Genomic DNA, 17,335 nt, shown 5'->3' on the forward strand with positions numbered 1-17,335 from the left:
TTGATCGGCAAACAACTGCAGCGCCTTGAATTAATAACAGCAAGTAGCAATGGTCTATTTCTTGCTTCGGCTCTCAACCGGGATCGGACGAGATAGGTTTGCACGGACAGCGTCGTTGTTGATCGCCTTTTTTTGGAAAACGTAACCTCGTAGACATTTCGGCGCAGTGACGTGTGATCGTTGCTGCGCCCCAGGTGATCGGCAGTTTCCCGATAGCCCCTGGAGTTCGTCAATACCACCAAACGGAGGGATAGCCATGATGTCATTTGCGCCCAAGCGCGCCCCGATACGGCGTCGAACCAAACTCGCAGTCGCCTTCGTTTCCGTGTTACCGCTTCTGACTGCGGGCGCGGCCGAGGCATCGGTCATCGTGTCGAGCGGTTTTGAAGGTGGGTCGCAGCTCATCAATTGCGCGTTGGGCCAGTGCTTCCGTCCGCCCGATACGATGGGCGCCGTGGGAACCACGCAGTTTCTTGAAACCAGCAACGGCAGCATCCGGATCTATGACAAGAACACCGGTGCCGTGCAATCGAGCGTGAATATGGCGGCATTCTGGGCGGCCGCCGGACAGCCTGGCGGCGCCGGGGGTGACCAGCGCGTGTTGTTCGACCATTACACCAATCGCTGGATCGTCAGTGGCTTCGGCCCAACGGGCAACACGGTCAATATCGCGGTATCCAGCAATGCGAACGCGTTGGGGCCGTGGCAATCCACCCGGATCACGGGTGTGGTCGGCACCACGCTGGACTACCCGACCCTGTCCCTGGATAACAAGGGTGTCTACATCGGCACCAACAACTTCAACTCCAGCGACACCTTCACCGGCACCAGCGTGTTCGTGATCCCGAAAACCGGCCTGTTCGGCGGTGCGCCGACCTTGACCGACATGACGACCCTCACCACGCCGGCGGCCGGTCCGAACAACGGCTTCGCGATCCAGGCGGCGCTCAACTGGCAGGGCAATCCGACCAATACCGCAGCAGTCATGGCTGACAGCAAGGTTTCCGACGCTCAGGTTTTCTATCGGCTGAGCGGCGTGAACGGTGCCGCTGCCACGCAGTCCGCGTCGGCGACCATCACCGGCTCCCACTACGCTTACTACGGCGACGGAGGACGTCAGCCCGACGGCAGCCAGGTGGTCGACCTGTTGAGTCCGCGGATCAGCGCCAATGTGGCGCAACTCAACGGCAAGTTGTACTCGGCGATCACCGTTGAAAATCCGAATGACTTAGGTCATTCGGGCGTTCGCTGGTCGGTGGTCGACGCCCTCAGCGGATCGCTGATCGGGCAGGGCTTCATCGGTGGCGGCGGGTACGACTACTATGAAGGCTCCATCGCGGTTAACGAATTCGGCGAAGCGGTGATCGGCTACAACCGGTCAGGCTTCCAGACGGACGACAGCAACGGCGACGGCCTGGCCGACGGCAACATCAGCTTCCTCGCACGAGCCTTCCTGGTCGACGGCATTGGCGGGCTCGACCAGCAGGGTTCCGACATGCTGCTGCGCGTCAGTGGAATCAGCGACTACCACTGCGGTACTCGCACCAACCCGGCTGACTGCCGGGAGCGATGGGGCGATTACAGCGCGGTCACCTTCGATCCGACGAACCACCACGATTTCTTTGCGATCGGTGAATATGCGAGTGAATGGGCGGTCATCCCGAACTTCACGACCACCGAGCGAGCGATCTGGAACACCTACATCGCCAAGATCGCTTTTACCCAGTCTACCGCCGTTCCCGAACCCGAGACCTACCTTCTGGTGCTCCTTGGCCTGGCGCTGGCGACGGTTTCGACGCGGCGCGGCCAGCCGACGACGGGTGTTTCCACATAGGATATTGCTGACATCTCCTGCCAACGACGAAAAAAGAGGCGCGGCGTGAAACTCGCTTTCTGTCTTTCATGCTTCTTGCCGTGAGGACACCTGAGTTCTACTCTTTCATTCGCCATGTGCTGGCGGTCGCGATTATCGGAGGATCGCTGGTCGCAACCGCTAGTGAGGCAGCAGAAGTCCCAGGCCCCGTGGTCGGCGCCTGGGGTGGCGATCGCCTAAACCTCATCCTCGACGTGCAGGGCGGTAAACTCGACTATGACTGCGGCTCAGGTTCGATCAACGAGCCGCTGCGGATTGATTCGCAGGGCCAGTTCACCGCTCGTGGTGCCCACACAGCGCATCATGCCGGACCCGAAATGGCCGCTGGGACCGCAACGACGCGTGCCGCCACCTATGATGGTCGCGTGTTTGGAACCGTACTCGAGCTTCGCGTGCGGATCGACGACGAGGCCATCGTACGTAGCTACCGGCTTGAAAAGAACCAAAAGGTCAAACTGATCCGGTGCCGTTAACTCCGTAACGTGACGGGTAGATTGCGCGATACGGAGCCCAATAAAAAGGGGGCAGGCGCATCCATCAATGAATCGCCCCTTCGGTTCTTGCCTGGTCGCCAGTTACTTTGCCAGCGAGTGTCGCTGTGCTGGCCGCAATAGTGCCTCAGGTTGCGGTAGCCGAGAAAGAGAGTGTTTGACTTGAATTTGGCACTCCCGCATATGCCGAGGGCGTCTGAACGGCGGCATTGTAGTCCTGCCGCAACCGGCCGCTTGCGGCCGATTGTACGCATGGCATCGACAACCGGCGTCTGAGCCCGCTTACTCCGCCAGGTCTGCTGCGTGTCGAAACTTGTCAAGGGACGCAGCCCTTCCCTCAGCGAGCGGCCGCTCCATCTGCATCGCTGTCACGGCTTGGCCTGATTTTTGACAGGCCCAGACGCCGCGATTTTGGTGGTCGCCTGCAGTGCCTGTTTGGCAGCCTCGCGCATCTTTGAATCCTCGTCCAGAGTCATTTTCTTCAAGAACTGGATGCTGCTATCGCGGTTTTGAGAAAATCGATAGAAAAGCGCCCAAGAGGCGATCGCTTCGTCGAGCTTCCCCTGTTTTGCCTGGCTCTGGCCCAGATTGGCCCAAGACATTGCTCGCCCCGGCTCGAAAACCAGCGACAGAAGAAGCAACGGTTCTGCCGCAAGGGGATCGTTATTGCGGAAATGCGCATAGCCCAAATTCGCGGCGATTTCCGCATTGGTGGAATTGAGTTGGTAGGCGGCTTCAAAAGCCTGGATGGCCTCGGCGAGTTGTCCATTGCGGAGATATTCGACGCCTCGTTTGTTTTCCGCGCGTGCGCGCCCTTGCGCGCCAGCCGGCGAGGACTTTGCCAGGTTGAGCTGTTCAATACGACGCTTTGTCGCAAGAATGGCCGTCTCCTTGCCGGCGCCGCCGTCGACCCTGGCGTCGGCGATCATCTGTCGAACATATGTCTCGCCGACAGCGATATCTGGGTGTCGAGCAACTGACGGTGATATCCGAGGCGGGGTAGCGGCAGAGGGCGGTGTAGCAGCGGCGGGCGATTTAGGGGGCGGGGCAGCGGCGGCAGTGGGCGGCGATGGCGGTGACGGAGCAACAGTGGGCAATGCTGCTGGCACTGGCCGCGCGGCAGCGGCGGGCGATTTAGGGGGTGGGGCAGCGGCAGCCGCGGGCGGTGGTGGCACGGGCAGTGCGGCAGCCGCGTCCGGCGCAGGCTTTGCAGTCTCCTTTTCCGATCCGGAAATCCGCAGGTCAGCACAGCTATCATAGTGCTCATAATGCTCCGGATTCGTAGCGTCCATATGGGTAGCAATCCACACCCATTGCAACACGCAGTGTGACGGGTCACAAGGGAGTTCTCGGGGGATCGTGACCGTCATATGGCCAGCGATATCTTCCCCCTTCTTTCCTGGCTCGGGGTGGGCCGAGCCAGCGCAGTTCACCATTTCCCCAATCTGAACCTTCTTGCCAGGCGTCAAGGGGTCGAACAAATAGGCGTAGCAATATCCCGCGTGATTTTCTCCGTCAGGGAACAGGAGCTTGAGTTGTAGCGGGCCGGGTGTGACCTCGGTGAATTTCTTGTTGAACTTGAGTCCGAGACAAGGTTCTCTTCGGAGTTCTTCCTTTACACCAGCAATAGGCCAGGATTTTTGCTGGCCCGGCATTTGTTCCATGGCACGTGACTTGGGGTAGGTCATGTACCCGTGCGCATGCGCTGCAGTCGCCAGCAGGCTTTGGAAAATTCCCAACATCACGAGTAGGCCAAACCGAATCGCTATTCGGCTACGGAGCGGACCAGCAGACCGTCTTGATTGCTTCATTTGTTGCGCCCTCTCTGGACTATTGTTCGATTACTCCGGGGTGCCACCAGGCTCAGGATGCCGAACGCGGCCTTGGCAGAGGAAGTGCTTCAGAAGCGGGTGAAGTCAGCGGCGCCGACGCAGGCTTTGCGGCGTCCTTTTCGGCTCCGGTGATTCGCAGGTCGGCACAGTTATCATAGTGCTCAAAATGCTCCGGATGCGTGGCGCCATTTTGGCTGGCAATCCAAACCCATTGCAGCACGCAGTGTGACGGGTCACAAGGGAGTTTCCGTGGGATCGTCACCGGCATATGGCCAATGATGTCGTGCCCTTTCTTTCCCGAGGCAGGGTGATCTGAGCGAGCGCAATCATTCATTTCGCCAATCTGAACCTTCTGGCCAGGATTAAAGGGGTCAAGCAAATAGACGTAGCAATGTCCGACGTGATTTGCTCCGTCAGGGAATAGGAGTTTGAGCTGTAAGGGGCCGGGTGTGACCTCGGTGAATTTCTTGTTGAACTTCAGTCCGAGACAAGATTCTCGCCTGAGTTTTGCCTTGATACCCGCGATCGGCCATGCTTTTTCCTGGTCCCGCATTTGTTCCATGGCACGTGACTTGGGGTAGGTCATGTAACCGTGGCCATAAGCCGCAGTCGAGATCAGGATTTGGGAAATTCCAACGATCAAGAGCAGGCCAAAGCGAAACGGGTTTGGCCTGTGAAGCGGATCTGCAGACAGTGTTGATGGCTTCATTTGTTGCGCCCTCTCTGGACTATGCTTCGATGACTCCGAATTGCCACCAGGCTCAGGACGCCAAACGGGATGTTCAAGTCAAGCCGTTTACTGTGCTTGTTGACGCGATTTACTAACGCGTGCTTTAAAAAACCGGCGCCGATCAGCGATAAGATAATTTGGGTGCCGACGCTGCCGATGCCGACGTTTGCCGACAGCGCCTTGCCTGTCGCAGGCGCCATCCCGACGCGAGAGCCGATGATGAGGGCCAGGGCGAGGCCGCAAACGAGTTTTGGATCGAGCGAAGTGGGCATCGTGTGCCGTCAGCACGCCGGCACGGGCAGGAGGACCACAGGCTTGTCGAGTTCGACCGCAGCGCCCGTCAATACGGGCAAACCAGTCGCGGGGTCGAGGCGCAGAACGGTGATGCGGCCCGACCCCTGGTCGGCGGCGAGTATGTAGTGGCCGCTTGGGTCGATGACGAAGTGCCGGGGGTCCTTGCCGCCGACCGGCGCGTGGCCGACGCGGGTCAAGCGGCCCGTGCCGTCGTCCACGCGGAAGGCGGCAAGGCTGTCGTCGCCGCGGTTCGACCCGTAGACGAATCGACCGTCGGGCGACACGGCGACCTCGGCCGTCCAGCTTTTCCCGGCGAAGCCCTCGGGGAGGGTGCTCAGCGTTTGGAGCCGCGAGAGGCTTCCCTTCTCGGCGTCGTAGGCGAACACGGCGACTGTCGAGCGGAGCTCGTTGATTGCGTACAGGTACTTCCCGGTTGGGTGGAAGCTCAGGTGGCGCGGGCCGGCACCCGCGTCGAGCGGTGCCGCACCGTGGGGCTCGAGGGTGCCCTTGGCGGCGTCGAAGCGGTAGATGAAAATCCGGTCGGCACCGAGGTCGGGGGCGAAGGCGAATCGCTCCGCAGCGTCGAGGTAGATGCCGTGGGCGTACGGCTTGTCCTGCCGGCCTTTGTTCGGACCCGAGCCCTCGTGGACCCGTACGGCCGTTGCGCGCCGCAGCCGACCGTCGGCGTCGATAGGCAGGACGGCCACGCTTCCTCCACCGTAGTTGGCGACCAGGACCTTGCGTCCGTCGTGGTCGACGAGCAGGTGGCAGGGACCGCTGCCCTCCGACGGTTGCTGGTTCAGGAGCGTGAGGTCACCAGTCTTCGGATCGATCGCGAACGCGCTCACGACGCCCGTCTTCGCACCCTTGAAAGTCGACACCTCGCCGACCGCGTAGAGGAAACGCCCGCTCGGGTGGCGCGCCAGAAACGACGGGTTCTTCGTCTCGGCAACGAGGACCGGGCGCGTCAGCGTGCCGGTAGCGGCGTCGAAGGTGAGTCGGTAGATGCCCCGACTGGTGCCGTCGGTGTAGGTCCCGACGTAGACGGCGAGAGGCCCGGGCGTCGCCGGACACGCGGCCACCCCGGACACCGCCAGCGCTCCGAGAGCGAGCAGCAGTGCAGGAAGGGCGGGGGCTGTCGTCATGTTCTTGATGCTGCGCCGTCGGAGGCGCTCCGTCAACACTGGCCTGGCGGCGCGAATTTGCAGCTGTTTTCGCGCCGGCGCGGTAATGCTTGCCAACCTGGAGTTGCCAATTGGCTTCCTGCTCTTGCCCCCGGCGCGGTATGAAAAACCTATAAGTCAGTCCGTTACCTCTGCGGATCGGCCTCGTCAGTGGGCCGTGCTCGATAGTTCCAGCGGATGTTCGGCGGCGTCGACAAGGGCAGCAAAGAAGCGCCAAACGGCGAAGTGAGATGGATCATTGCCATTTTTTCCAAGCAAAGAAGATCGCGTTTCACAACGGCCGCGACAGAACTGCGCCATTTTGCGCATCTAGATGCCAGGCGAGATCAGGATCCGAGCCGCCAGTGCCGCGGTTTCGATGGGCAAAAGCATCCGGTTTGCCGATCTATAGAACTGCCGAGCGCTTCCGCCAGGCGCTCCAGTCCACATGCGCTCCGGTCGAAGAAAGTTAGCGACTTGGCAGGTGTCCTGTACTATTCCTGCTCTGGACTCTTGATCCAGAACATGAAAAGGCCGACAAGCCCGTTGAAAGCGCACATGAACGCCTCTGTGACGACCATCGCGGGCATTGTCCGCAGATCAACCCTGCTGGTCTTCCTCTGCGCCGTCGTCATCGGCTCCGGGACGTTTTTCCTGGTCTACAACGCGGCGACAATGCGCCACGTCGAGGATGAGGCACGCACCCTGCTCGGCATCGCCCTGGCGGCGCGGGCCTACACCGTCGAACAGATCACCCCCTTGCTCGAGAAAAACCCGGACGGCGAATTTCACCGTGAACAGGTGCCCTCGTTCGCCGCGCAGGCGATTTTCAAACGATTCGTCGGTAATACCGGCGATTACAGCTACCGCGAAGTGGCGCTCAACCCGACAAACCCGGTCGACCGGGCCAACACTTTCGAGAGCGAACTGATCACCGGCTTTCGCAAGGACCCGGCCCTGAAGGAAGTCACGGGGATCAGAGATCACGAGGGCGACCCGCTCTTCTACATCGCGCGGCCCATCGTGATCCGCGACCCGGCCTGCCTCGTCTGCCATTCCACGCCCGATAAGGCGCCAAGGGCAATGGTCCAGATCTACGGCGACACCAATGGCTTTGGCTGGACCGAGGGCGAGACCATCGGCGTCCAGTTGCTGACCGTGCCGATCGAGCAGGAGCGCCGGTCGATCTACGAACTCGTCGCCGTGTTCCTCGCCATGCTGGTGGTGCTCTTCCTCTTCGTCTCGGTGATGGTCACCGTGCCGCTCCAACGCCACGTCATCCGGCCGCTGCAACAGCTTTCCGACGTCGCCGAACGATCGAGCCTGCGCGAGGAAGACGAGCCGCTGCCGCAGACCGGCGCGCGGGAAATCCAGCGCCTGTCGCAGGCGATCTCGCGACTGCGCACCAGCCTCAGCCTCGCCATGAGAAACCCAAGCGACCCGAAATGAGGCGCTCGGCGCCGCTTCTCATTCTCGTCGCAGGGCTCGGCCTCGCGCTCTACTGGGTGGTCGGGGCCTTCGGTCTCTTCCAGTCCCTGCCCCTGGTCAAACAGATCGTGGCCGATGCCGGCCTGGTCGTCGCCGCTGTGGCGCTGGTGATGCTGGTCGCCAATTTCATTCTCGACGTGCTTCTCACTGCCACCTTTCAGGTCGCCCCCAACGATCTCGTGCGCGCGGTCGTCATCGCCCTACTGGCCGTCATCGCCACGACCCTGCTGCTCGCCTTCTTCGGCGTGGACGTCCTGTCGATTCTGACCACCTCGGCAATTCTCGGCGCGATTGCCGCCGTGGCCATGCGCTCCTCGTTCGGCGGCGTGATGGCGGGCATTTCCCTGTCGTCGCTGCCGCGTTTTGGCATTGGCGCCACCATTGAATTCAACGGCGAACGGATGACCATCGAGAAACGGACGATGTCCAGCATCATCGGACGTCGCTCCGACAACGTGCGGCTGCTGGTGCCGAATTCTGTCCTCGTGGGCGCCATGATCGTCATGTTTCCCGAAGACGGGCCGACGCGTTTCGACGTCTTCCTTCACCTTCCTCCCGATGTCCCCCCGCAACGGATCACCGACCTTCTGGCCGACGCCTTCGTCGATATCGAACATCTCGATACCACGTGTCCGGTCGAGGTCGCCCCGATCGAGACGCGCCCCGATCTCGGCTCGATCAAATACCGCATCCGACTCTTCGCGCGCGATCAGGAAGACGCCGACCGCCTGAGCGGCGAAGTTCTGCGCCGGGCCTGGTATGTCCTGAACCGGGCCGCGATCGGTCAGCCGAAGAACAAATTCTACGAAACTCCCCCCTGGCAGGGACCGACCCTGGCCGCGGCCCTTGCTGCCGCCTGCCCCGATTTCACCCCCGAGCGTCGGGAGGCCGTGCTGCGTCAGGGCCGGACCTATCGCTTCGCGCCGCTGGAAATGCTGCGCTTTCCCGATATCGACGCCGGCTGGGCCGTACTGATCCTCGAAGGCCGTGCCAGTACCCGGAGCGGCCACTACCTGAACATCGTCGGCCATGGCCGGGAGGCCGACGAACACCTGCCGGCGATGCCGGTAGAGCAGCTGTCGACCAGTGCGGCGGTGCGCACGATCGCCGGCCTGCTGGCCGCCGAGGTCGGTCCCATCGCGGAAAGACTGGTGCGCGAAACGATCAACACCACGCGCACTCGTGCCGATCTGCTGGCCGCTCTGGCGTCCTTCATCCCCGTTGCCGAGCGGCGCGCGGCGTTCATCGAGGCTGGCCATGATCTTGCGGGTGGCGTCGGCACGCGCGGACCCGGAACGATCCAGATGCTCTGCCGCGATGCCCTCGGACGGCAGATCCCCGAACCCGAACTGCGCGCTGTCAGCGAACTGATTGCCGTCACCTTCCCCTCCGAAATCCACCCTCAAGAGCTGATCGGCTAGGGTCAAGACAGGCTTCGTCGCGCCGGAACCGCGACGCCATCGCCGCCGTCGGCCGTTGTTTCTGCTCGGGGCAATAGGCCTAATAAGCATAAGAACAAAACTTCTTATTCTTTTGAGGTCTTTCGGCGCTGCGCTATCTTGGCGCCCGCAGCTTGCCGCCCACCTCTTCGAACAACCCGCGAATGGCCATCCCCGAGTCCCTCCATGCACTGATCGTCGGCCTGACGCTGATCTGCCTGTTCGCCTGCTTCGTCCGGGAATGGCTCAAGCCCGACGTGGCCGTGATGAGCGCGGTGGCCTTGCTGATGGCCGTCGGGCTGCTGGCTCCAAAACAGGTGTTGAGCGTGTTCAGCAACAGCGCGCCGATCACCATCGCGTGTCTGTTCATCATCAGCGGCGCGCTGAGCAAGACCGGCTGCGTCGATCGTCTGGGCGATTGGCTGGGGGCGATGGCTGGCCATAGCGAGCGCCGTCTGCTGTTGGCGATGCTCGCGGTCGGCTTGTTGGTGTCGCCGTTCATCAACAACACGCCGGTGGTGATGGTGATGATTCCAGCGGTGATCGCGATGGCTGGTCGTTATGGCGTGGCGCCGTCGCGGCTCCTGATCCCGCTTTCCTACGCGACGATTCTCGGCGGCATGATCACCATGGTCGGCACGTCGACCAATATCCTGGTTGACGGCGTGGCGCGCAATCACGGCATGGAGCCGTTCCGGATGTTCGAAATCAGCTTGCCGGCCATCGCCATCGCGCTGATCGCCAGCGCCGTCATCTTCTGGCTGGCACCTCGCCTGCTGCCGGTACGCGAGACCTTGACGCAGCAGTTCACCGGTAGCGGTGATCGTTTGTTCATGACCGAGCTGTTCGTGCCCGAAGGCTCGCACCTGGCCGGCCATACGCTCAAGGAGGCGCGCCTGGCAAACGGTACGATCCAGGTATTGAAACTGTTTCGCGGCGACCAGGAAACTTCGGCGCCAATCGCCGAGACGACGCTGATGGCCGGCGACCGCCTGGTCGTGCACAGCCGCAGCAGTGCGATGGTCGACCTGCGCGGCAGCACCGATCTGATGGGTGTGCAGCGGCCGGCTGCCGATTCCCACGACCTGGAAACGCTGCGCCGTCGCGGCGTCGTGCTGGTCGAGGCGATCGTCGGTCAGACCTCGCGTTATGTCTTGCGCCCGATTCGCGATCTCGACCTCGCCGCGCGTTACGGCATCCACCTGGTTGCGGTACATCGCAAGAATGCGTCGATTGCCGACATTGGCGACGATTTTCAGCTGCAGTTCGGCGATGTCTTGCTGGTCGAAGGAACGCCGGCGCAGATCAAGCGCTTTTGCGAAAACGGCGACCTGTTCGCCATCACCGACGGCCACTCGCCGGTGAACAACCACGGCAAGGCGCCGATCGCCCTGGCGACCATCGTCAGCGTGATGATTCTGGCGGCCTTCAATGTGATGCCGATCGAAGGACTGGCGATCATCGGCGCGGTGCTGGTCGTCGCGACGGGTTGTCTGCGCGCCGACGAAGCCTACAAATCGATCGAGTGGCCGATTCTGCTGCTCATCTTCGGCATGCTGGCGTTGAGCATCGCGATGCACGATTCCGGGCTCGACCGCTTGCTGGCCAGCGCGCTGGTCGCTGTCGGTGGAGGCTTGTCGCCGTGGCTAATGCTGTCACTGGTCATCCTGATCACGTCGATCGCCACCGAGTTCATCAGCAACAACGCCGTGGCGGTGCTGTTCACACCGATCGTCATCGGGGTCGCCGAACACCTCGGCGTCGATCCGCGCCCCTTCGTCGTCGCGGTGATGTTTGCCGCCAGCGCGAGCTTCGCGACGCCGATCGGCTACCAGACCAACACGCTGGTATACACCGCCGGCAATTACCGCTTTACCGACTTCGCGCGCCTCGGCATTCCGCTCAATCTGGTGGTGTGGGTCAGCGCCAGCGTGCTGATCCCGCTTTTCTGGCCGCTGCTGCCGGCTTGAGCGGAGCGGCACAGCAGGCCGCGGCCGTGACTTGTCAAGACAGCTCCGAGCTGTAGTGGTCAAGCGATTTCGGCAGCCTGCGGCCGGCGAGACTCGTTCTTCGCTTCGTGGAATCGGCAAAGACAAGCGCCGCACAAACGCCGCTGGCGCCGCTTCGCAAAAGCCCGTCGCAATGCCGGCTTCTGGCCATCGCCCGTCAAGCTCGATTGCCCGGCGACGGCCGCTTTGTAGTAGGGTAGCCAAACTGTTTTTTCGGCTAGAACTGGCCCTTGCAGCCCCGAAAAATCGAGTGGCCCGAACGGCAGCAAAGTCATCAGAAAGCGGCCGCTCGGCGCTGCGGTAAGGTCGGCCCGCTCATCGGCTTGAATGGTCATCCAGGCCTTGCTGCATAGGCGACCGCACCTCGCCGCATTGCTGCCGTTCGAACGGTGGACAGGCCTAGCCATTTCTGGTATTTCTTGAGGCATAGCGATGCCGATCAAAGTCGCTATTCGTTATCAGTTGGTAGCCAAGCCTCCAGATGTATTCTACCGTTGTCCTGTTTCCCGAGAGGTCCTACTGTGAAGTCTCCTGCGCCGCGCCAATCAGCACGCTCATCCGCCCCAGAAACTGGGTTTTGGATACCGTTTTCAGGTCCAGACTGCTATGAGTACCTGGCACCCACGCAAGTCACGCGCCCTCGTCAGATCAATCAGCCGATCGGGAAACGGACGGCGAATCGGATTGCGCGGAAGTTGGGACTGAAAAAGAAGAACGTTCTTACCGAGGAGCAGTATCTCCTGTTCATCTCTGGCGGAGGTGTAGACGGTAACGCGGATGACGCGAAGTTGGCGGATCAGAGCGTCCGAATTTTCACCAACACGACTGGGCGCCCGCTGGTGTATCTTGACCAATGCGGCGACCCGGTGGAATCGGTTCTCGCCAGTTACGGGCTCTTTGTGAACGAGCAGGGATGGCTAATGAGCCTGGCCAATCGCGACGCCCCAACGAGAATAGCGAACGTTTTGTTGGCGCCTGGCGGCTACATCAATACGTGGTTTATGGCCAATTGTGCGACGTCTTCCCTGGTCCAACTCTACCGGTCGGCGTACACGGTGGAGGCCATCTATGGCAACAAGGCGCAAGAGCGGTCGGGCGTCCCGCAACTTGTGACCAACACCAAAGGGGGCGTGCGCACGCAGGTGGGGATGTCAATGGCACCTGCTCTCTGGCTGACCAACTTTGCCCTGCTCTACACGCTGAAGCCAGAGATCGCGGCGTCGATGCCCGCCTACTGGGCTCCGATTCCCGCGACCGTGGCCGACGCAATTCTGAAGAGCGCCACTGGTCAGGTTCCGTACAGTTTGGTTGCGTCCGCCTTTCAATAATCCCATCAAGGCGAGCGTCTAGCTGCTGAATCGTTTCCCCTGGCGGTCGGCGACGTGCCAGCCGCTCGCGTCCCCGGAGAGTTTGACGTGGGGTATCTCGCATGGAGCGGGATCATTAACCTCTCCATGCTGGACGAACAGTGTGCAGTGTTCTGGAAAGCGTCCGAGCACCTCGTCATTGAGTCGTTTGGGTCCGTGCGTGCCTTGCCTGGCGCGGCTGCTGCGCGCCGTTCATTCGCCGCGCGGGCGACAACCGTCACATGATGCGGAACTGCATCAGCACGCGCGCGTCGTTCCAGATGTCGTCGGGGCTGATCGAGTTGCGGTTGAACTTGAACGAGATGTCGGCCTTGCGAAAGGCCTCGTAGACGAGTTCCGAGCAGATGTACTTGCGGTCGCGGTTCTTGCGGCCTCGGCGGAAAAGAATCCGCATCGCGATGCGGAGAATCTCCCAGTTGTCGTAGGGCCTGGTGAGTTCATCCATGCCGAAGCTGATCGCCGTCTTGAGCTTTTCGGTATCGGGTTCGGGCGTGACGCGGCCGATCACGATGCGTCCTTTGTACGGCTTGTTGCGGCCGTGGTAATCGCGAACATATTTGGACAAGGGAACGAGGCGAACGCCAATGGCGGTTTCGCTCTCGAGAACGAAGATGCGCTGCAGATTATCGTCGCGATAAATCATGCCGACGTGGCTCCAGACCGACCGGGTGACCCACTGGATGGTCCTCGAGAAGAAGTAGCTTCCCGAGCAAAAGACGATGTCGCCGGTCCGCAGTTGCTGGCGAGCGTGCTCGTAGGCGAGGATGGGTATTCGGGCGACAGCTTTGACGCCAAGGCGATCGGCCATGTGCGGCTCCGTTCAAGAGGCAGGTGGTGCTCAGTCGCCTTGGCGACTCGCGAATCGCCCTTCTTCCCCCTGCGGGATAAGGGCCGGCGAAGACGGCGGCATCGACTGAGCTTGCTCGCCGCCGCTGGAACGATTCCGGCGCGCCAGCCGGAACGTCCACTGCAGCTTACGGGAGAGCAGGCAGGGCCTCGGTGGTCTGCGTCGTCTCGAGTGCTCAGGGTCGTCGGCTGGCTCGAACGGATGCCATTATCGCCCAGCGCGCGGGGAAAGCCGATCGGCGGCTAGGATCGCGGCTGCAGTCGTGCCACAATGCTCCGATCGAGCGCAGACTCGAGCCCAAATCGTCAATTCGACAAGGAGGAATGAGACATGAAGCTGATTAAAAAATCACAGCGCTGGATGCTGGCGGCAGGCGTCGCCGCGGTGTTGCTGTCGGTACCCGCGATGGCCAAGGAGTTGACCGGTACGCTGAAAAAGATCAAGGATACCGGCGTCATCACACTGGGGCATCGGGAGTCGTCGATTCCGTTCTCGTATTACGACGACAAGCAACAGGTGATCGGCTACTCGCAGGCGATGATGCTGATCGTCGTCGAAGCGGTCAAGGCTGACCTGAAATTGGCCAAGCTCGACATCAAACTGCTGCCGGTGACGCCGTCGAACCGCATTACGCTGCTGCAAAACGGTTCACTGGACATCGAATGCGGTTCGACGACCAACAACACCGAGCGCCAGAAGCAGGTCAGTTTTTCGACGACGATCTTCATCATCGAGACGCGTCTGCTGACCAAGAAGACGTCGGGGATCAAGGATTTTCCTGACCTGGCCGGGAAGAACGTCGTGACGACCGCGGGAACGACGTCGGAACGTCTGTTGCGCAAGATGAACGAAGACAAGCAGATGGGCATGAACGTCATCAGCGCCAAGGATCACGGCGAGGCATTCCTGACGCTGGAAACGGGTCGCGCGGTGGCTTTCATGATGGACGACGCCCTGCTTTTCGGAGAAATGGCCAAAGCCAGGCGCGCCAGTGATTGGACCGTGGTCGGCACGCCGCAATCGTTCGAGGCCTACGGCTGCATGCTGCCGAAGGGCGATCCGGCGTTCAAGAGCGTCGTTGATGACGCTCTGGCCAAGGCGATGAAGTCTGGCGAAGCCGAGAAGATCTACGCCAAATGGTTCCTGCAGCCGATTCCGCCAAAGGGCCTGAACCTCGAATTCCCGCTCTCCGACGCCATGAAGGCGCTCTACAAGGCGCCCAACGACAAAGCGTACGACTGAGCGTACGGCGCCCGGGGCGTGCTGGCCCGCGGGCGCCAACGCTGCCGAGAGGCCGCGGCGTTGATCGCGCCGCCGCCAGCGGCGGCTGATTTCTCGGCCGCGTTGTTCCTGGCGTAGACGCCTGGAGTCCTGCGGCACGGTGCCCAAAGCACGCCTGCCGTGCGCCAAGGAGAAGCATCGATGGCTTACAACTGGAACTGGGACGTTTTTCTGCAGCCGACGGCGACCGGCGACGACACCTACCTCGGCTGGATGTTCTATGGTTTCAAGATGACCATCGCCCTGTCGCTGTCGTCGTGGTTGATCGCGCTGGCGGTGGGGGCGGTGGTCGGGGTCTTGCGGACGGTACCGAACCGCGGCTTGTCGGGCTTGGCCACCGCCTACGTCGAGGTCTTTCGCAATATCCCGCTGCTGGTGCAACTCTTCCTCTGGTATTTCGTGATGCCCGAGTTGCTGCCGCTGGCCTGGGGTGACGCGCTCAAGCAGACCAACCCGATCCTGCAGCAGTTTTTCGCGGCGATGCTCTGCCTGGCCTTGTTTACCAGCGCGCGGGTCGCCGAACAGGTCCGCTCGGGGATCAACTCGCTGCCGCCCGGACAGAAGAACGCCGGCCTGGCGATGGGTTTTACCTTGCCGCAAACCTACCGTTTCGTGCTGCTGCCGATGGCGGTGCGCTTGATCGTGCCGCCGCTGACTTCCGAGTTCCTCAATATCTTCAAGAACTCGGCGGTGTGTTCGACGATCGGCCTGCTCGAACTGGCGGCGCAGGGGCGGCAACTGGTGGACTACACGGCGCAGCCCTACGAGTCGTTCATCGCCGTCACGCTCGCCTATCTGCTGATCAACGTCGTCGTCATGTTCGGCATGCGCTGGCTTGAAGAGCGCGTACGCGTCCCCGGCTACATCGGAGGCAAATGACATGCATGAGTTTGACTGGTCTTCGATCCCCGGCGCCTGGCCCTTTCTCTGGGATGGCATGGTCATTTCCCTGCAGATCACGATCACCGCTATCCTTGTAGGGATCGTCTGGGGGACGCTGCTGGCGCTGATGCGCTTGTCGTCGATCAAGCCGCTGGCGTGGTTTGCCGCGGCTTACGTGAACCTCTTCCGGGCGGTGCCGCTGGTGATGGTCTTGCTGTGGTTCTTCCTGATCGTGCCGACGCTGCTGGAAAGCCTGCTCGGCCTGCCGCGCGGTTCCGACGTTCGCCTGGCGTCGGCGATCACCGGTTTCGCCTTGTTCGAGGCGGCGTACTACTCGGAGATCATCCGCGCCGGCATCCAGTCGGTGTCGAAAGGGCAGATGGCCGCAGCCAGTGCGCTCGGGATGACTTACGGTCAGTCGATGCGCCTGGTGGTCCTGCCGCAGGCTTTCCGGAACATGATTCCCTTGCTCCTAACGCAGGGGATCATCCTCTTTCAGGACACCTCGCTGGTTTATGTCTCGGCGCTCGCCGACTTCTTTGGCGCGGCCTACAAGGTCGGCGATCGCGACGGTCGCCTGGTCGAATTGCTGCTCTTTGCCGGCGCCGTATATTTCGTGATCTGCTTTAGCGCGTCGCGAATCGTCCGCCATTACCAGAACAAGATGAAAGTGGCTTGAGGAGTTTTCCGATGATCTCGATGAACAAGGTCAGCAAGCATTACGGTTCGTTCCAGGTGCTCAGCGATTGCTCGACGCAGGTCGAGAAGGGCGAAGTGATCGTTGTCTGCGGTCCCTCGGGCTCGGGCAAGTCGACCTTGATCAAGTGCGTCAATGGTCTGGAGCCCTTTCAGAGTGGTGAAATCATCGTCAATGGCGTTTCCGTCGGTGATCCGAAAACAGACCTCGCCAAGCTGCGGTCGACGGTCGGCATGGTTTTCCAGAACTTCGAACTGTTTCCGCACATGCGCATCGTCGAAAACCTGTGCATTGCCCAGGTCAAGGTGCTCGGACGCAGTCCGGACGAAGCTCGCGCCAAGGCCAGCAGCCTGCTCGAGCGCGTCGGCCTGAGCGAGCAGGCCGGCAAATACCCGGGGCAGCTTTCCGGCGGCCAGCAGCAGCGCGTGGCGATTGCCCGAGCACTCGCCATGGACCCGATCTGCATGCTCTTCGACGAGCCCACCTCGGCGCTCGACCCGGAGATGGTCAACGAGGTCCTCGACGTGATGACCGAACTGGCGCAGGAGGGGATGACGATGATGTGCGTCACGCACGAAATGGGCTTTGCCAAACGTGTCGCGACACGCGTGATCTTCATGGATCAGGGGCGGATCGTCGAAGACGATAGCAAGGATGCCTTCTTCGAGGCCGCCCGCTCGGAGCGCGCGCAACAGTTCCTGGCCAAGATCCTGCACCACTGAGCGACTGTCTTGCGAATGGCTATTTCTTGGGCTTTTCCGTCGCCGACATGAGATCACCTCCAGGAATCAGCTTGCGCTCGGTCGACGATGACATTCGTTTGCGGGGCCGGGTGCCCGCAGCCGGCAATCCCTTGCGCTTTCCAGTGCTGCCGACGCCCTCCCGGATGCCGCTGTCAGGAGTATCGCTTGGCCGCCGGCGCCGCTCACGAAGGCACCGCGA

16 protein-coding genes are annotated in these 17,335 nt (G+C 61.6%); 10 read left to right on the top strand and 6 right to left on the bottom strand.

What is annotated here, in order from left to right:
- Window positions 1-256 precede the first annotated feature (256 nt).
- Window positions 257-1,834, top strand: a complete 1,578-nt coding sequence (locus QZ656_RS13975; protein WP_291993981.1) for a PEP-CTERM sorting domain-containing protein — start codon at window positions 257-259, stop codon at window positions 1,832-1,834.
- A gap of 68 nt (window positions 1,835-1,902) precedes the next feature.
- Window positions 1,903-2,346, top strand: a complete 444-nt coding sequence (locus QZ656_RS13980; protein ID WP_291993982.1) for a hypothetical protein — start codon at window positions 1,903-1,905, stop codon at window positions 2,344-2,346.
- 386 nt (window positions 2,347-2,732) lie between these two features.
- On the opposite strand, the gene QZ656_RS13985 is transcribed toward QZ656_RS13980, so the two are convergent.
- The 5 genes from QZ656_RS13985 to QZ656_RS14005 all read right to left on the bottom strand — a co-directional run bounded on the left by QZ656_RS13985 (window position 2,733) and on the right by QZ656_RS14005 (window position 6,713).
- A complete protein-coding gene (locus QZ656_RS13985; protein ID WP_291993983.1) occupies window positions 2,733-4,052 on the bottom strand; it encodes a tetratricopeptide repeat protein in 1,320 nt (439 codons plus the stop codon).
- Window positions 4,053-4,227: 175 nt separating this feature from the next.
- The gene (locus tag QZ656_RS13990; protein ID WP_291993984.1) at window positions 4,228-4,905 is read right to left on the bottom strand and encodes a hypothetical protein; all 678 of its coding nucleotides are present in this window, start codon (window positions 4,903-4,905) and stop codon (window positions 4,228-4,230) included.
- Entirely contained in the window at window positions 4,902-5,198 is a 297-nt protein-coding gene (locus QZ656_RS13995) for a hypothetical protein (RefSeq protein WP_291993985.1), read from the bottom strand. Before QZ656_RS13995 ends, QZ656_RS13990 begins: the two co-directional genes overlap by 4 nt.
- A gap of 9 nt (window positions 5,199-5,207) precedes the next feature.
- Window positions 5,208-6,461 (bottom strand): lactonase family protein, encoded by a 1,254-nt coding sequence (locus QZ656_RS14000; RefSeq protein WP_291993986.1) that lies wholly within the window; start codon window positions 6,459-6,461, stop codon window positions 5,208-5,210.
- Window positions 6,462-6,551: 90 nt separating this feature from the next.
- On the bottom strand, window positions 6,552-6,713 hold the full coding sequence (locus QZ656_RS14005; protein WP_291993987.1) for a hypothetical protein: 162 nt from the start codon (window positions 6,711-6,713) through the stop codon (window positions 6,552-6,554).
- A gap of 228 nt (window positions 6,714-6,941) precedes the next feature.
- On the opposite strand from QZ656_RS14005, the gene QZ656_RS14010 reads away from it, so the two are divergent.
- The 4 genes from QZ656_RS14010 (at window position 6,942) to QZ656_RS14025 (ending at window position 12,647) form a co-directional block, all read left to right on the top strand.
- Window positions 6,942-7,832, top strand: a complete 891-nt coding sequence (locus tag QZ656_RS14010) for a DUF3365 domain-containing protein (protein WP_291993988.1) — start codon at window positions 6,942-6,944, stop codon at window positions 7,830-7,832.
- Entirely contained in the window at window positions 7,829-9,292 is a 1,464-nt protein-coding gene (locus tag QZ656_RS14015) for a mechanosensitive ion channel domain-containing protein (RefSeq protein WP_291993989.1), read from the top strand. Before QZ656_RS14010 ends, QZ656_RS14015 begins: the two co-directional genes overlap by 4 nt.
- 182 nt (window positions 9,293-9,474) lie before the next feature.
- Entirely contained in the window at window positions 9,475-11,280 is a 1,806-nt protein-coding gene (locus QZ656_RS14020; protein WP_291994215.1) for an SLC13 family permease, read from the top strand.
- 734 nt (window positions 11,281-12,014) lie between these two features.
- The gene (locus QZ656_RS14025; RefSeq protein ID WP_291993990.1) at window positions 12,015-12,647 is read left to right on the top strand and encodes a hypothetical protein; all 633 of its coding nucleotides are present in this window, start codon (window positions 12,015-12,017) and stop codon (window positions 12,645-12,647) included.
- A 256-nt stretch (window positions 12,648-12,903) separates the two neighbouring features.
- On the opposite strand, the gene QZ656_RS14030 is transcribed toward QZ656_RS14025, so the two are convergent.
- Window positions 12,904-13,494, bottom strand: a complete 591-nt coding sequence (locus QZ656_RS14030) for a YiiX/YebB-like N1pC/P60 family cysteine hydrolase (RefSeq protein WP_291993991.1) — start codon at window positions 13,492-13,494, stop codon at window positions 12,904-12,906.
- A gap of 369 nt (window positions 13,495-13,863) precedes the next feature.
- Here QZ656_RS14030 and QZ656_RS14035 point away from each other — a divergent pair, with 369 nt between their 5' ends.
- From QZ656_RS14035 to QZ656_RS14050, 4 genes are all read left to right on the top strand, one after another.
- Window positions 13,864-14,775: a glutamate/aspartate ABC transporter substrate-binding protein gene (locus QZ656_RS14035; protein WP_291993992.1), complete on the top strand. Its 912-nt coding sequence runs from the start codon at window positions 13,864-13,866 to the stop codon at window positions 14,773-14,775.
- A 180-nt stretch (window positions 14,776-14,955) separates the two neighbouring features.
- Window positions 14,956-15,693 (top strand): amino acid ABC transporter permease, encoded by a 738-nt coding sequence (locus QZ656_RS14040; RefSeq protein WP_291993993.1) that lies wholly within the window; start codon window positions 14,956-14,958, stop codon window positions 15,691-15,693.
- Window position 15,694: 1 nt separating this feature from the next.
- The gene (gene gltK / locus QZ656_RS14045) at window positions 15,695-16,375 is read left to right on the top strand and encodes a glutamate/aspartate ABC transporter permease GltK (RefSeq protein WP_291993994.1); all 681 of its coding nucleotides are present in this window, start codon (window positions 15,695-15,697) and stop codon (window positions 16,373-16,375) included.
- Between the two features lie 11 nt (window positions 16,376-16,386).
- A complete protein-coding gene (locus QZ656_RS14050; RefSeq protein ID WP_291993995.1) occupies window positions 16,387-17,115 on the top strand; it encodes an amino acid ABC transporter ATP-binding protein in 729 nt (242 codons plus the stop codon).
- The last annotated feature ends 220 nt before the right edge of the window (window positions 17,116-17,335 follow it).

This window comes from Candidatus Accumulibacter sp. ACC003, from assembly GCF_907163085.1.
GTDB lineage: Bacteria > Pseudomonadota > Gammaproteobacteria > Burkholderiales > Rhodocyclaceae > Accumulibacter.

What these genes read in the sequence shown, in the direction of transcription:
- QZ656_RS13975 (WP_291993981.1), top strand. Translation starts at nt 257, where the DNA reads ATGATGTCATTTGCGCCCAAGCGCGCCCCGATACGGCGTCGAACCAAA.
- QZ656_RS13980 (WP_291993982.1), top strand. Translation starts at nt 1,903, where the DNA reads ATGCTTCTTGCCGTGAGGACACCTGAGTTCTACTCTTTCATTCGCCAT.
- QZ656_RS13985 (WP_291993983.1), bottom strand. Translation starts at nt 4,052, where the DNA reads ATGACCTACCCCAAGTCACGTGCCATGGAACAAATGCCGGGCCAGCAA.
- QZ656_RS13990 (WP_291993984.1), bottom strand. Translation starts at nt 4,905, where the DNA reads ATGAAGCCATCAACACTGTCTGCAGATCCGCTTCACAGGCCAAACCCG.
- QZ656_RS13995 (WP_291993985.1), bottom strand. Translation starts at nt 5,198, where the DNA reads ATGCCCACTTCGCTCGATCCAAAACTCGTTTGCGGCCTCGCCCTGGCC.
- QZ656_RS14005 (WP_291993987.1), bottom strand. Translation starts at nt 6,713, where the DNA reads ATGCGCAAAATGGCGCAGTTCTGTCGCGGCCGTTGTGAAACGCGATCT.
- QZ656_RS14010 (WP_291993988.1), top strand. Translation starts at nt 6,942, where the DNA reads ATGAACGCCTCTGTGACGACCATCGCGGGCATTGTCCGCAGATCAACC.
- QZ656_RS14015 (WP_291993989.1), top strand. Translation starts at nt 7,829, where the DNA reads ATGAGGCGCTCGGCGCCGCTTCTCATTCTCGTCGCAGGGCTCGGCCTC.
- QZ656_RS14020 (WP_291994215.1), top strand. Translation starts at nt 9,475, where the DNA reads ATGGCCATCCCCGAGTCCCTCCATGCACTGATCGTCGGCCTGACGCTG.
- QZ656_RS14030 (WP_291993991.1), bottom strand. Translation starts at nt 13,494, where the DNA reads ATGGCCGATCGCCTTGGCGTCAAAGCTGTCGCCCGAATACCCATCCTC.
- QZ656_RS14035 (WP_291993992.1), top strand. Translation starts at nt 13,864, where the DNA reads ATGAAGCTGATTAAAAAATCACAGCGCTGGATGCTGGCGGCAGGCGTC.
- QZ656_RS14040 (WP_291993993.1), top strand. Translation starts at nt 14,956, where the DNA reads ATGGCTTACAACTGGAACTGGGACGTTTTTCTGCAGCCGACGGCGACC.
- gltK (WP_291993994.1), top strand. Translation starts at nt 15,695, where the DNA reads ATGCATGAGTTTGACTGGTCTTCGATCCCCGGCGCCTGGCCCTTTCTC.
- QZ656_RS14050 (WP_291993995.1), top strand. Translation starts at nt 16,387, where the DNA reads ATGATCTCGATGAACAAGGTCAGCAAGCATTACGGTTCGTTCCAGGTG.